The following is a 14,013-nucleotide window of genomic DNA, read 5'->3' as shown; positions in this document are numbered from 1 at the left end:
CATATGGTTGACAGCGTTGGCCTACTTGTAAGATCCGCAGAGGATGGGAGTCCTGGCGAGGTGCAGGCTTCGGAAAACTACGTGTCCCCGGAGGAGAGGGAGATAGAGGAGATCGCGAACAGGCTTCGGGTCAGGATAAAGATCATAGGGTGCGGCGGCGCAGGTTCGAACACCATAAGCAGGCTGGCTGAGGAGGGTGTCACGGGTGCCGACCTGATAGCAATTAACACAGACGCGTCCCACCTGCTTGAGATAAACGCACCGAAGAAGATGCTGATAGGCAAGAACAAGACCAGGGGCCTTGGCACAGGTGCAATACCATCCATAGGTGAGGAGGCGGCTATAGAGGATTTGCCGAACATACAGAAGATAGTGCAGAGGTGTGACATAGTGTTCGTAACCTGTGGACTGGGCGGTGGCACGGGCACGGGTGCAGCACCGGTTGTGGCGAAGGCTGCAAAGGACGCCAACGCGCTGGTCATCTCCACCGTTACGCTTCCTTTCACCTCAGAGGGGAGGATTAGGATGGAAAACGCGCTCCAGGGCCTGGAAAAGCTCTCGCAGTACTCCGACACCCTGATAGCGATTCCAAACGACCTCCTCCTGAAACATGTCCCCAAGAAGCCACTGGACGAGGCCTTTGCGTTCTCCGACCGCTTCCTCGGCGAGGCCATGAAGGGCCTGACGGAGATGATCACACAGACCGGGGAGATAAACATAGACTATGCGGATGTGAAGACTGTAATGAAGGACGGCGGAGTTGCCCTCATCGGGATAGGGGAGGTCGACGGGGGCGACAACCGGGCTCTGAGGGCCCTGGAGATGGCCATTTCCTCACCCCTAATAGACACAGACATATCAGATGCCAGGGGGTGCATAATAAGGATAGTCGGGGGCTCGATAACCCTCGCAGAGGCGGAGACCGCCACGAGAGAGATACAGAGGAGGATAAACAAGGACGCGAACATAATCCTTGGCACTGCTGTCGACCCGTCCATGGGCAGCAGGCTCAGGGTCCTGCTGCTCCTAACAGGCGTCAAGTCCCCGTACATGATAAAGACGCTTGAGGACGCCAAGAACCTGAGGAAGATGCTCGTCAGCGGAGAGGATGAGACACCGGTGGACATAGTGAAATAAATAATTAAGGCAGAGCAATGCCAGGGAAATGAGCGATGGGAGCAGGCTTATACTCGCGCTGGATCTGGTAGATGTGGGGAGGGCCCTACGTATGGCTCAGGACATCTCTCCCCACTGTTTTGCCATAAAGGTCAACTGGCCCATCATTCTCCACGCAGGGCCGCAGATAATAAGAGAGATATCCAGGTTTTCGAGGGTGATATGCGACCTGAAGCTTGCAGACATACCCAACACCAACAGGCTCATAGTGGAGAGGGTCAGGGAACTGGGCGCATGGGGTGTGATAGCACACAGCTTCGTTGGCCAAGATTCGCTGAGGGCCGTGGTTGAAGCAGCAGGAGACATGAAGGTCTTCTCTGTGGTTGCCATGTCCCACCCCGGGGCCTCGGATTTGCTCAACAGGTTCCATGACATGCTTATCGACATTTCCATGAAGGCCGGGGTGTACGGCTTCGTGGCCCCGGGCAACAACGAGGCCGTCCTGCGCCAGATAAGGGCACGCGCCGGGGGCATGAAGATAATATCGCCCGGCATAGGCGCCCAGGGAGGCGATGAGGTCTCTGCGGTGGCGGCCGGTGCGGACTACGTCATCGTTGGCAGGAAGATCTACCAGGCAAGCGATCCGGTGAAGGTAGCCATGGAGATCGACCAGAGGCTCTCCATGATGCTCTGATCTCAAGGTTTTCATACCAATTCCCACTTTCTAATCGTGTACGTTGCTGAGGTGAGCTTCTACGGCAGGATCACTGACAGGTCTGTTAGGAACTACGTGCCGATATTCCGCTACCTCAGGTCAAGGAGGAGGGTTGGTGGCGTCCTGGTCACGATAAACTCGGAGGGAGGGGATGCCACAGCAAGCCAGATACTCTACGATGCCCTCTCCTCGCTCTCCTCTAAAAAGACCGTGTATGCATTCATACAGGGCCTGGGCGTATCCGGGAGCTACTGGCTCGCCTGTGCCTGCACAAAGATATACGCGATGGAGACCTCGCTTGTGGGCTCCATAGGCGTCATAAGCGTGAACCCCAGCGTGAGGAGGTTCCTGGAACGCATAGGCATAGATGTGAACGTGACGAAGGTCGGCAAATACAAAGACATGCTATCTCCATTCAGCCCCGCGGACGATGAGGCCAGGGAGATATACAGGAAGGTCCTCTCCGACATATTCTCGAGGTTCAGGGATGATGTCATATCGAGGAGGAAAATACCGCCTGAGAGGATCGACGAAACCATAAACGGCAGGGTGTTCAGCCCAAGGGAGGCCCTTGAGCTCGGGCTCATAGACGGCATAGCGGGCAAGGAAAAGGTCCTGGAGGAACTCAGGGCCGCCACGGGTTCAGGGATGAAGGTCAGGCGGTTCGAGCCCAGGGTTCCCCTTATCTCCAGGCTTCTCGGTTCCGTCCAGGTAAGGGAATACCTACAGGACCTGGTGGAAGATGTGGTCACAGAGCTGATGTACCGAGGAATACGATGATCATTATGGGTATAACTATGAGTATTATAGAGGAGTAGACCGTCATGTAATATATGTTTATGGCCTTCTTTATGTCACCTATGCCGGGCTCGAAGCCGTCGTCGTTGAGTATGTACGAGCCCATCTTTTCCAGCCTGATGTTCATTGCAACTGCCATTGCACCCATGGTCCAGCCAGAGTTGACGCTCTCGACGAGCCTGCTCACTGACCTCAGTGACAGCCTCGGTATCCTGTAGTTCAGCAACTCGGCGCCGAGCAGCGTCATGTAGCCGGCGATCCTGGCCGGGATGTAGTTCACGACAGTCGATATTATCGCGGCCCACCTGCCGAACTCGAAGTACCTCTTGTTCCTCTTGCCCATCCTCCTGTCGAGTGTCACGACGAGTTTCACGAAGAGTGCCCCCACTGGGCCGAAGATGGCGAAGAAGAAGAGTGGGGAGAAAACGTCGTAGAGGAGGCTCTGGCCAAGCATCTCTATCACCGCCGAGACCACATGGCCAGTGTCCAGCTCGCTGGTGTCCCTCCTCACAGACGCGATCAGGGCATCCCTGGCAGCCTCCAGCTCGCCGTTCTCCAGGAGCCTGACAACACGCCTGGCCGTGGATGCGTTCCTGCTCACCGATACACCAGCCTTCAGGTAGGCGATACCCACTATCACGAAGACGAAGGCCACGGGTGAGGAGACTGCAAGCACAAAGTAGGCCACCGAGGTGATGGCAGCTATAAACACTACGGCGAGGAGGAACCCGCCTGCGACTCCACCATTGAGAGACCTGAATGGTGGCTCCATATAAGATATGAGCCTGCCAAGTATCCTATCAGGGTGTATCCACTCCCGCGGCTCCCCGAAGATAATGTCCAGGAGGATGGCGCCTATGAGTATCGTTATACCCAGGACTATGTAAGGGTAGCTCACAGCACTAGCCTCTCGATGTAGTCCAGATCGAGGCAGGAGAGTATCCTCTCGCTAACCCTCCTGACCTCAGCCTCAAGGCCTTCCATGTAACTGGATACAGGTACCTTCCTCCCGAGAATGTGTTCGATGAGTTCCCTTGACTCCAGCACGCCGTGCACATTCGTGCCCATCACTGCCCCGTCCCTGGACACCGCTCCCTCTGGCCCCAGATCGGTCTCAAGGAATGGTTCCTCAGACAAGTTCCTCACCATCCCGTAGTGTATCTCGTATCCCCTGTACCTCTGGCTCGTCAGGTGGCTGTTCCTTATATTATATTCCACCTCCCTTATTGTCTTTTCCTTCGCGTATTCCGTTTCAACGTCCAGGAGTCCCAGGCCCTCGGTGAAGGAACCGCTTGACTGCACGGCAGACGGGTCGCTTATGCTCTTCCCCAGGATCTGGTAACCGCCGCATACGCCAAGGACGCTGGCGCCCCTCTCCCTGGCCTTCATAATCAGCCTGTCGATGCCATGCCTCCTTATGTAAGCGAGGTCTTCAAAGACGAGCTTCGACCCGGGTAGCACCACCAGCCTTGCGTTAAGTATCTTGCCTGCATTCCTGTGGTCCACGTATGAGTATCCCACACCGTAGTACCTGAGCGGGTCAACCTCGCTGTAGTTCTCCATGTGGGGGTAACGCAGCACGCACACCTCTTCCGATCCAGTGTCCCCCTGGTAGTCCATGGAGTCTTCCCCGGGCAGGTTGAACTCGAAGAATGGCACGACGCCTGCAACCCTTGTTCCTGATAGGCCTTCGAGGAGCCTTATGCCGGGTTCCAGGATGGAGGTGTCCCCACGCATCCTGTTTATGACCAGCGCCTTCACCTGGGACCTGTGGGGCATGAGCTCCAGTGTGCCGTAGAGGGACGCGAAGACGCCGCCCCTCTCTATGTCTCCCACCATGACTATGGGGCACCCCGATATCTCCGGCAGCAGGCCGTTGGACAGGTCGAACCTCAGGAGGTTTATCTCGGCCGGGGAGCCCGCACCCTCCGATACGACTATGTCGCTGTCCCCCATGGCCCACTGGATGGATTCCAGGATCTTCATGAGGCCGTCAGATGAGATGTACGAGTAGTATTCCCTCACTGCCATCCTTCCCATGGCCCTGCCGTTCACTATGACCTGCGAGCCCTGGCCCTCAGGCTTCAGGAGAACGGGGTTCATCCTGACATCTGGCCTTGCGCCTGCGGCCAAGGCCTGCAGCCACTGTGCCCTGGACATCTCACCGTTGTGCACCACCACCGAGTTCAGTGACATGTTTACAGCCTTGAAAGGGCATACCCTGTACCCGAGCTTCCTGAAGTGGTACGCCATTGCCATGGCTACAGTGCTCTTTCCGCTCCCTGACGATGTGCCTGTGACCTGCAGTACGCGTGCTGCCACCTGTGATGATTTTTCAGGTGGCAATAAAGTGTTGCCTCTGGATCCAGGGCCCAAGAAAAGTAGTTATCCTCCCCTCTCAATACATGCGAATGGAGCTCAGGCTGCTGGGAAAGACAGGCCTAAGGGTGAGCGAGCTTTGCCTCGGCACAATGACCTTCGGCAGGGATGCCGGGGAGGAGACTGCCTTCAGGATCATGGACGAGTTCGAGGCAAGCGGCGGTAACTTCTTCGATACAGCGGATGTATACAACCAGGGGAGGTCTGAGGAGATACTGGGTAAATGGCTCTCCAACAGGAACAGGGAGGACTACATAGTTGCCACCAAGGTGAGGTTCGCCACCTCCGACAAGCCCAACTCTGTTGGACTTACGAGAAAGCACATAAGGCACTCCGTTGAGGGGAGCCTGAGGAGGCTGAAGACCGATTACATAGACATACTGCAGGTCCACGCATGGGACCCCATCACCGACCTCTCGGAGACGCTATCCGCACTACAGGCTCTCGTGGACGAGGGGAAGGTGCTACACATAGGTGCGAGCAACTTCAGGGCCTGGCAGCTCATGCTCGCCCTCTCCATAAGCAGGGAGAACGGGCTCAGTGAGTTCGTGAGCCTGCAACCGCAGTACAGCCTGCTCTGCAGGGCCACAGAGTTCGAACTCATACCCCTGTGCGTGCACGAGAACATCGCCGTCCTGCCGTGGAGCCCCCTGAAGGGAGGCGTGCTGAGCGGAAAGTACACGGTGGGGGGAGAGGTGCCAGACGGCACGAGGCTTCGCAGCATGGTATCCAGGGGCATAGACGTGCCCTGGAAGGGGGCCGAAGACTACTACAGCAGGGTACTGAAAGCGGTGCATCGGATCGCACAGTCGAAGGGGGTGACAGACGCACAGGTATCCCTCGCCTGGCTCCTGAACAGGAAGGGAGTGACTTCCCCGATCATAGGTGCCAGGAGTGTCGAGCAGGTCAGGGAGAACATCGGCTCTGTGGACGTGAAACTGACCAGAGAAGAGATGGATGAGCTCGATAGGGCAAGTAGCCTCTACGTGACGTACCCATATGACGAGCAAGCAGAGAGGCAGCAGATGTCAGGAAGAGTTTGACTGTGAGTGGCTATTAAATGCAGTCATTCATCATCCAAGGAAACATCCGCTCAGAACCGGGAACTTCTGCAGAGGGTATAGACCCACGTCAAGTTTGCGGTGACCTGGCCTGGAAAACCATGGCATCCTTGCACTAATGTAATGTCATAATCATAGTTTCACTGCTACCATATTTCCCTGAAATATCTGTATTCCATAATTTCGTGTATTAAAATAAGTACAAAGGCCTTTCATAAACCTTAAAAGAGATGCTTGGTGTCCCTACTGTCAGATGTTTGAAAAATTAAATTTAAAAATGTAACTAAAAAGGTAAAAATTTGGCGGGCCATGCCCTCACGAGGAGAGCAGGCTCATCGTCACAAGGAACGAGTAGCTTTCATCCGCCGGGCCGGCACCCACTACGAATGCTATGTACAGGTGCGTGCTGTGGTTAACGTTGTCGAAGACTTCCGATGTCGTACCGGGTGATGCCAGGTTAAACTCATAGGTCGTAGATCCTGATGCAAAGTGGATCCCGCTGTAGCTCAGGGTGAACGGCTCGTTAGATACCCACATGGCTGTATCTTCTGGGAATGCCACTGTGCCAGAGACCCCAGAAGGCACCGTTACGGTAATGTTGAAGTCGCCGGATGCACCGCTCGAGAAGTTGACGTCCAAGACGTTGACCTCATATATGGTCTCATTTGTCATGAAGCCGAGGGTTATGTTTCCCAGTATCTCGCTCTCGCTGACCGACTTGCTCATCCATGTGAACCCCGCTGCACTGTGCGCCTGCATGTAGTTCGATCCTGGCTGCACGTAAAATGCATCTGGCACAGCCTGGGAGTTTCCGTTCACAAAGCCCTGCACCATCACGTCAGCCACAGCCACAGCCGGAAGCAGTGTTGCCACCAGAGCGACAATGGCTATCATGGTCTTTCTATTCATTCTCTCTTTCTCCTTCGCCCCTCATGGGCATGTCTGTTACTGCTGCACGATACAAAAGGGGGTGGAAGCAAAGATATGGAATATTGTTTTGAATGAATTTAGGGATTATTGTTACATATCATGGGAATGGTGCCCTGCAGGTACCGTGAGGGGGCACAGGAACACACAGATACAAAGGTGGATGCTCCATGGAGCCCCTGGCAATGCCTGCCCACGTCCTGTAGTTACTTCTTCCTCCTTATGACCCGCCCGTACGGGAAGGCAGCGAGCACCACTATGACAAGGATTGCAGCGAAGAAGAGGTCATAGGTATCCTTGGCCACCTCGTTGGATTGCGGCCACTGGCCGTAGAGCTTCAGCACGTTCAGCTTTATGAGTCCGAACCACGGTATGTCCCAGAAGGCCACACCGATGATACTGCTCTTGTTCACAGGGGCGTTCGTTATACCGACGTTCTGGTCTGCCGCTTCATATGCATTAAGCGATGAGTTGTAGACCCCGCGGAAGGCCAGGTTGAAGTCCCCCACGGTTATGAAGCCACTCTCGTTGACCATGGAGGATATGTAGACAACAAGGTTCCTGTGTGAAAAGCCCACTTCCTTTATGAGGACGTACTTATCAGTGACCGTCATCCACGACTGGTTGTGGTATCCCTGCACAACGGGCCTGCCTGAAGACCAGGAAAGGTAGAACATAGCCCTGTGTATGATGGTCTGGCCATCTGAACTCCTGTACAATACTACGTTCCCGTACTCCCCATAGGTCGAATAGTTCCTCTCCCTGCCGACCACGTACGTTATCACGGAGCCTGGCACATTGTCTACTTTCTTGACGAACACAATGTCTCCGACGTTCATTGTCCCGTACTGCCAGTAGTCGCTGTGTGTCATGCTCTCCGACGCTATCGTGCTCACTGGCGGTATTGTACCTGAATACACCGTTACGCCGACTACAAAGATCACCACGGCGGCCAGGGCTGACAGCTCAACGATCCTGCTTATCCTCAACCCTTACGTAGTCGCGTCATCAGTATAAATATTTTGTTGCAAGAGGCCTTTAAGATTTAAGATGGCGATGTCTAACTTCCCCCGCCCTTACGGACCCGACGTATCCAGATCACAGTGGAGTTTTCCTGATTAGTTCGTTAAAGAGGGTATCCACGAAGGTGGACTCCGTTTCAGGATGGGCCACCAGCATCCCTGTACAGGAAGTGCACCTCAGCCAGCAGGAAACCGAGCAGCACGCTGAACACTATGCTTGAGCCCACGGAGACCCCTATGGAGAGGTTGTATAAACCCCTGGGCAGCTGGCCTAGGTATGAGAAGAATAGGAGCGAGGTTGCGGCAGACAGGACTATTCCGTAGACAGTTACGATGAGTGGGATCAGTGAGGAGACGTACAGCATCCTGTTGTAGCTTAACAGTGGCTTTATGCTCCCCCTCATTGCCTCGTAGAGGCCGGATACGTCTTCAACGGCCTGCATTGTCATCTCCAGATCATCCTCGGATATCTGTTGGCCCCTCTGGACCTTATCAAGCAGGCGCCCCACCACAGTGCTGGCATTGCTGTCAGAGAAGAACCTGACCAGGGTTTCAGCAAATACAACCCTCGTATACCTACCAACATCCTCCATGGCAGCTTCAAGAGTGCGGGAGACATCGCTGATTCCGGCCCTGAGGATGTGGCCGGCCACCTGTGTTGAGACTAGTATTGCCAGGGGTATGAACAGGAGGGCCCAGAACTGAAGTCCGTGCATCTTTCTAACCAAAGAAGTCAAAACGCCCCGATAGCATCTGGTTCAGCGTTGTTATGCCCTTCTCTGTGATGTTGACCCTCTTCACTCCGCCGTCCTCAGTTATCCTGACCATATCCCTCTGTTTGAGCCTTTCCAGCATAGAGAGAGCGCTCTCATAGTTCAGGTTGCATTTCCTGACGATCTCCGTGATCCGGCATGGGTGGTCACACAGGAGGCTGAGTATTTCCTGCACTATCTCTGCCCTCTGCCGCCTTTTTAACTTGGACCTATTCTCCGAGCCGAAAAGCCACACAACGTCCCCGTCGTTCGGGATGATACCGATCTTGGAAGCCAGCACTATGCCGTTGCTCTTTATTATGCTCCTCTCCTCATGGGATATGTGCTTTCTGGCCACCAGGCAGAACCTGGCGCCTCCACCCATTGAGTTCAGCATTATGGCCGTTGTGATCTGCGCCAGCCTGTCCTGCTTGTTTCCTGTGAGCTCCTGGAACAGCATCTTGCACTGCCCACCGGACTCAAGGACCAGCCTGAACCTTATCCTCACATTTCCCACACTTGCCGTCCTCTCCCTCGAGACCCTCCAGAGATCACCTCTGAAGACCAGTTCACCGTTTTCCCTGAAGAAATAACCGCAGTCAGACGACAGATATGATCAACTCGATAAGCTATTCGAGTGGATATTATTTAGTTAGCTGCAACTCACGATTTAACAGTATTTATATAATAGTGGATGATCCTCTTTTATAATTTTAACAGTATGAGCGCGGCCGTTTGCCCAGCGCTGACCGGTGAATGGATAACCAGGCTGAATGGTGTTTCCCGTTACAGATATTGGCCTTTCAGATGAACCTGTAGATTGACAGCGCGGCAAGCAAAGCGTAAGAGATACCGGAAGAAGCAACTGATAGCCTCACAACGCGTTCCGGCTTGACGACCCACCAGACGTAATAGGACATCAACAACGACATAAGGATTGAGAAGTAAATGATGGCGAAAATCAAGGTCGAGGGTGCGTGGATGTGTAGGATCCAGCCAAGCGATGGGGTGCGGAAAGCGATGTAGGTGCAGAGGCCCGAACAGAAGAGGCCCACCACCTTCTTCACTCTGCTTCCAACCACCACAATGAAGAAGGTGGCTACCACTGCCAGTGCGTATGATATCACCACAAGGCCGTAGACTATGAAACCAGCTTTGCCCGAGATGAGGGGCACAACATCGTAGAGGGTGCTGTCACCCGACAGCCCCAGGAATACCAGGATGAATGTGGAGACGGATAGCATTACTATCCCAAGCAGTGCCAGGTCTGACCCCTGGCCCGTGATGAGTGGGCATGTGGCCACAGAACCTGAATCCCTCTTGAGCCGGCCCTTCACTATGAATTTCTCACTTACCCTGGAATGCTTGTGGAGCCCTGAGGCCATCAGGGTTTCCGCCATAAGGTAGACCAGGAAGAGCGAGATCAGCATTTCCGGGGCAGCATGCAGGAGAGAGGTGATGTGGAACAAACCGTATCAACGAGACCAGCGGCACTGCATTGTTAAGTTTTGTGAAATAAAAATACATATCATCTGTGGACACATGCCCGTGAAACATGCATTTCCGTGCTGGTTTTAGGACCAGGGAGCGCTCCCCGCTTAATTCCACGGTAATGGCCTGTGACACGTTTCCATCTGAACAGCCTCAGGCCGCAAGAGATGACCTGCAGGCGCAGGGGTTTCACCCAGCTTTTAAGATCAGTGACCGAGCAGGATTCTCCCCAACTATGGGCCTGATGACAGCACTGGATGTGAGAACCTCAGCTGCTGCCCAGCGTTGCATTCACATAAACGTACACCGTGATGGATGGTGCCTGGCCACAGCCTGCAGGTGTTGATATGCAGAGGTCAATGTAATTGGTGGAGCCGGCAGAAGCGTAAAGTGGGTATGGCCCCGATTCACTCATGTTCTGTTCACTCCAACCGTTGAAGGGCAGGCTGGAAGAAGTGGCGTTCACGTATACCCAGTTTGACTGTGTGCTGTTTGCTACCCCGTATAGGATGTAGAACTGCCCCGGGAGGCCATTCACATTGTCAAGAAAGAGAATGCCTGGGAGGCAGAGGTCTCCGCCGAGGCAAGTAAGGTTCACTGTCAGTGCGCCACCGAGCAGTTCGGTGTTGCCGTAAATGGCTCCCCCAAACGGCTTCCATGAAATGCCGCAGCACCCGTACTGGGTATTGAAGTCCAGTGCCAGCGGGCTGGCTACATGAACCCCCTCAGCCATGACAGCGGCTGAAGCCTCAACCTCCGCCTGTGATGGGATAGCCGCCGCTGACGCCACCACTAAGATGGCCAACATCCCGAATAGGAGTGTGCATCTGCGGCCGGCCCCTTTCACGAAATACCAATATGGGCAGTAATATAAATATCAGCTAGACCTGACTTAAATTATAAGGAACACGGCATAAATGTTGGATTTAGTGGTCTTCATTCCTTCACAACAACAGGCTGCCCATGTGGGCAAGTGTCAGGGTCGCCCATGAGGTGAAGTATCCTCTCCGCAGTCTCCCTGCTCATGAGGTAGTCGAACTCCTTGACCTCCCTGCATGCCTCCTCCTTCGAGAGGCCAGCCCTGAAGAGCAGCGTTTCCATTGCCCTGTGAACTAGGGTTATGTCCCTGTATGCCTCCTCACCGTCCCTGCTCAGTATGACCATCCCGCCCTTCTTTGTGATCAGGCCCTTATCGAGGAGCCTCTTGAGCAGATCCGACACAGTGGGGGGCTTCACCTGCATCCTCTCCGCAATCTCACTGAGCTTGACTGGGAAAGGACCGTTTGATGATTCCTTGATCGTGATTAAACAGTCACGCTCTTTTTTAGTTAAATAATCCATAGTTTAGCATTTTACTAAAATACTTAAACTTTGTTTCCGACGGGTGACATGGGATCCTTCAACAGGTTTCCCGTGAGTATGGCCACAACACGCTCATCCCTCGATATCTCCCCTTCCTGCACCATTTTCCGTATCCCCGCAACAGAGGCTGCAGAGGCGGGCTCACAACCGATGCCTGCCCTGTCTATGCACCGCTTGGCCTCGAGTATCTCTTCATCGGAGACAGATACGACCGTTCCAGATGTGTACTCTATGGCCCTCCTGGCCTTCTTCCAGCTCACCGGGTTACCTATCCTTATTGCTGAGGCCACTGTCACTGGCTCGACCCTCGATATGGACTCCGAGTGCTCCACCCACATCCTGTAGAAAGGGGCTGCTCCCTCTGCCTGTACAGCGACAAGCCTGGGAACCTTCTTCAGGAGGCCAAGGGTGTCGAGCTCCATTATTGCCTTGCCTATGGCTGATGTGTTCCCTAGGTTTCCCGCCGGGACTGATATTATGTCCACGTCGCTCATGCACTCGAGGATCTCGTAGAGCACTGTCTTCTGGCCCTCCACACGCCACGGGTTTATGGAGTTGAGGGTGTAGCTTCCGTCCTCGACAAGATCCAGTGATTCCTCGAGCGCATTGTCGAACGTGCCGTCCACCTCCACAACCCTGGCACCGTAGGCCAGCGTCTGTGCCATCTTGCTTTGGGAGACCTTGCCAGCAGGGACATAGACCGTGCACTCCATTCCAGCCACTGCGCTGTAAGATGCCGCGGAGGCAGCGGTGTTACCTGTGGATGCGCATACAGTTCTCTTCATTCCCAGCCTCAGGGCCTCTGAGACCGCAACTGTCATACCGCGATCCTTGAAACTGCCCGTGGGATTCTCGCCGTCATGCTTCAGGTGCAGGCTGATTCCGGCATACTGGCTCACCCTGTCGCTCCTGTACATGGTGGTGGCGCCCTCGTTCCTGCTCACGGTGAGGCTCTCCGGTAGGGCCGGGTGGATGAGGTACCTGTACTTCCACACGCCCCTCTTCCTGAAATCATACAACTGGTCCCCGAACTCATGCGTGACTTCAAGGAGGCCACCACACCTGTCACACCTGTACCTGCTCCTGTCGATGCCATACATATGGCCACAGTCTATACACCTCAGAGAGGAGAACACCATTTAAACACCTTCCATGGGGTTCAGTGGATAATAATGGCTCCCGCTGTGCCTGTAGTGAGAATCATGGAGCAGGGCGGGAATGCCATATGCCTGTTATTAACAAGCATGATTAAAATTTTTCGTGTTTCCAGGTACGTGGCCTCTGGGAGATGCAGATACTCATGATTATGAAACGATCAGGTAAAATACGTCCATCTCGCTCCATTAGGCGTACCGAACTCTGGGTGCAATCTTAGAGATACTTCACCTGCAACATGTTTTCAGTGTCACGGATAACGTTGGGGGAGATCCGGTAAGGCCCGTAAAGAGAAATTCACCGGCTTCACTGGGGCTTCCGAAATTGCTGGGCCAATGCTTAAGATTATCAGGTAGGAATGTTACGATCCTTTCGTACAGGAGGAAACTGAGTAAAACCACAGTTAAAACATGGGACACTATTATCGATCATCAGATTTATATTCAGCCCGGGGAGGTGATAAAAGCCACCGCCTGTCATAACACGGTACACCCTGCTGGATCTGAAGGACTTGCACAAACACAGGCTCCTTCTCCAGGGTTTGCCGGACTGGAGCCAGAGAGAGATGGAATGGATGCAAGGGAGGAATCCCCAGTGGAAATGGCCCTACTTATATTGGTCACAGCAGTGTTTCCCCGAATTTCTGGTATTGGAAGCTATCATATTTACGTAACTGTGGTCATCGGGCTGACAGGCCTTGAGCTCGTGGCGACCGTGCAGACCTGCAGGATATCCGCCCTGGTCGTCAGGAACGCCCTAGGCGAGATCGCCTTCCAGGCAATGGGGGTGCCTCTGAGTTGCTGGCTGCAGATGTTTTACCGGCGCTGGATGCCTTGTGCTACCATCCTGCCGCACCATCGCGCGTTACCGGGCACTACGAACACTGTGTTCACCTTCCACCGCGGTTGTTCCGGAGGGGCTTTTCCTCGGGCTACTGGCGGCAGTGGCGTTACTGAACATCTTTCCCGCCACAGGGATCAGGTTTCGGCAGGACAGGCCAGGGCACGGTATACCGTTCATGAGGCCATCAGGCTATATTTCACAGCCTGGAGCCCTCTCTACAGCCTGCACGGCGTGGCTATGCCCGATCTCCAGTAACCATGAAAGTGCCCACAGGAGGCGGCAACCTATCACCCTCACCGAAGGGGATGTTCTTACCTCAACGCGGTGCGTTGAAGCCTTTCTGATGGATGTGGCTCCATATTCGCTCGCCCATTCCCGTGGAACTGGATGGC

Annotated in this window: 14 protein-coding genes; 4 read left to right on the top strand and 10 right to left on the bottom strand. The window is 54.3% G+C overall.

Annotated elements, in window-relative coordinates; translation table 11 throughout:
- The first annotated feature begins 3 nt into the window (after window positions 1–3).
- The 3 genes from ftsZ to IEW66_RS02595 are packed head-to-tail and all read left to right on the top strand — an operon-like array spanning window position 4 to window position 2,611.
- Window positions 4–1,137 carry a cell division protein FtsZ gene (gene ftsZ, locus IEW66_RS02605; RefSeq protein WP_188680065.1) on the top strand — a complete coding sequence of 378 codons (1,134 nt, stop codon included), beginning with the start codon at window positions 4–6 and terminating at the stop codon, window positions 1,135–1,137.
- Between the two features lie 28 nt (window positions 1,138–1,165).
- Window positions 1,166–1,810 (top strand): orotidine-5'-phosphate decarboxylase, encoded by a 645-nt coding sequence (pyrF, locus tag IEW66_RS02600; protein ID WP_188680063.1) that lies wholly within the window; start codon window positions 1,166–1,168, stop codon window positions 1,808–1,810.
- Between the two features lie 36 nt (window positions 1,811–1,846).
- Window positions 1,847–2,611, top strand: a complete 765-nt coding sequence (locus tag IEW66_RS02595) for a S49 family peptidase (protein ID WP_188680061.1) — start codon at window positions 1,847–1,849, stop codon at window positions 2,609–2,611.
- On the opposite strand, the gene cbiB is transcribed toward IEW66_RS02595, so the two are convergent.
- Together cbiB and IEW66_RS02585 are read right to left on the bottom strand one after the other, a co-directional pair.
- Window positions 2,580–3,527: an adenosylcobinamide-phosphate synthase CbiB gene (gene cbiB, locus IEW66_RS02590; protein ID WP_188680059.1), complete on the bottom strand. Its 948-nt coding sequence runs from the start codon at window positions 3,525–3,527 to the stop codon at window positions 2,580–2,582. The genes IEW66_RS02595 and cbiB overlap by 32 nt on opposite strands.
- Window positions 3,524–4,951: a cobyric acid synthase gene (locus IEW66_RS02585; RefSeq protein ID WP_188680057.1), complete on the bottom strand. Its 1,428-nt coding sequence runs from the start codon at window positions 4,949–4,951 to the stop codon at window positions 3,524–3,526. The genes cbiB and IEW66_RS02585 overlap by 4 nt, the downstream gene beginning before the upstream one ends.
- 89 nt (window positions 4,952–5,040) lie before the next feature.
- On the opposite strand from IEW66_RS02585, the gene IEW66_RS02580 reads away from it, so the two are divergent.
- On the top strand, window positions 5,041–6,051 hold the full coding sequence (locus tag IEW66_RS02580; RefSeq protein WP_188680055.1) for an aldo/keto reductase: 1,011 nt from the start codon (window positions 5,041–5,043) through the stop codon (window positions 6,049–6,051).
- Between the two features lie 333 nt (window positions 6,052–6,384).
- On the opposite strand, the gene IEW66_RS02575 is transcribed toward IEW66_RS02580, so the two are convergent.
- The 8 genes from IEW66_RS02575 to thrC form a co-directional block, all read right to left on the bottom strand.
- Window positions 6,385–6,978, bottom strand: a complete 594-nt coding sequence (locus IEW66_RS02575) for a hypothetical protein (RefSeq protein ID WP_188680053.1) — start codon at window positions 6,976–6,978, stop codon at window positions 6,385–6,387.
- A gap of 224 nt (window positions 6,979–7,202) precedes the next feature.
- The gene (locus tag IEW66_RS02570; protein WP_229657452.1) at window positions 7,203–7,985 is read right to left on the bottom strand and encodes a S26 family signal peptidase; all 783 of its coding nucleotides are present in this window, start codon (window positions 7,983–7,985) and stop codon (window positions 7,203–7,205) included.
- Window positions 7,986–8,155: 170 nt separating this feature from the next.
- Window positions 8,156–8,734 (bottom strand): hypothetical protein, encoded by a 579-nt coding sequence (locus IEW66_RS02565; protein ID WP_188680051.1) that lies wholly within the window; start codon window positions 8,732–8,734, stop codon window positions 8,156–8,158.
- Window positions 8,735–8,738: 4 nt separating this feature from the next.
- Window positions 8,739–9,278 (bottom strand): winged helix-turn-helix domain-containing protein, encoded by a 540-nt coding sequence (locus tag IEW66_RS02560; RefSeq protein WP_188680049.1) that lies wholly within the window; start codon window positions 9,276–9,278, stop codon window positions 8,739–8,741.
- A 295-nt stretch (window positions 9,279–9,573) separates the two neighbouring features.
- Window positions 9,574–10,239, bottom strand: a complete 666-nt coding sequence (locus tag IEW66_RS02555) for a hypothetical protein (protein WP_188680047.1) — start codon at window positions 10,237–10,239, stop codon at window positions 9,574–9,576.
- 290 nt (window positions 10,240–10,529) lie between these two features.
- Window positions 10,530–11,051: a hypothetical protein gene (locus IEW66_RS02550; protein ID WP_188680045.1), complete on the bottom strand. Its 522-nt coding sequence runs from the start codon at window positions 11,049–11,051 to the stop codon at window positions 10,530–10,532.
- 146 nt (window positions 11,052–11,197) lie between these two features.
- A complete protein-coding gene (locus tag IEW66_RS02545; RefSeq protein WP_188680043.1) occupies window positions 11,198–11,602 on the bottom strand; it encodes a metal-dependent transcriptional regulator in 405 nt (134 codons plus the stop codon).
- Window positions 11,603–11,625: 23 nt separating this feature from the next.
- Window positions 11,626–12,723: a threonine synthase gene (thrC, locus tag IEW66_RS02540; protein WP_229657451.1), complete on the bottom strand. Its 1,098-nt coding sequence runs from the start codon at window positions 12,721–12,723 to the stop codon at window positions 11,626–11,628.
- Between the last annotated feature and the right edge of the window lie 1,290 nt (window positions 12,724–14,013).

The organism is Thermogymnomonas acidicola, assembly GCF_014646795.1.
GTDB lineage: Archaea > Thermoplasmatota > Thermoplasmata > Thermoplasmatales > Thermoplasmataceae > Thermogymnomonas > Thermogymnomonas acidicola.
Note: the sequence above shows the minus strand (reverse complement) of the source record. Positions and strands in the feature narration are given on the sequence as shown.

Excerpts from the sequence above, each read along its gene's own strand:
- pyrF (WP_188680063.1), top strand. The coding sequence starts at position 1,166 with ATGAGCGATGGGAGCAGGCTTATACTCGCGCTGGATCTGGTAGATGTG.
- IEW66_RS02580 (WP_188680055.1), top strand. The coding sequence starts at position 5,041 with ATGGAGCTCAGGCTGCTGGGAAAGACAGGCCTAAGGGTGAGCGAGCTT.
- thrC (WP_229657451.1), bottom strand. The coding sequence starts at position 12,723 with ATGTATGGCATCGACAGGAGCAGGTACAGGTGTGACAGGTGTGGTGGC.
- ftsZ (WP_188680065.1), top strand. The coding sequence starts at position 4 with ATGGTTGACAGCGTTGGCCTACTTGTAAGATCCGCAGAGGATGGGAGT.
- IEW66_RS02565 (WP_188680051.1), bottom strand. The coding sequence starts at position 8,734 with ATGCACGGACTTCAGTTCTGGGCCCTCCTGTTCATACCCCTGGCAATA.
- IEW66_RS02545 (WP_188680043.1), bottom strand. The coding sequence starts at position 11,602 with ATGGATTATTTAACTAAAAAAGAGCGTGACTGTTTAATCACGATCAAG.
- IEW66_RS02575 (WP_188680053.1), bottom strand. The coding sequence starts at position 6,978 with ATGAATAGAAAGACCATGATAGCCATTGTCGCTCTGGTGGCAACACTG.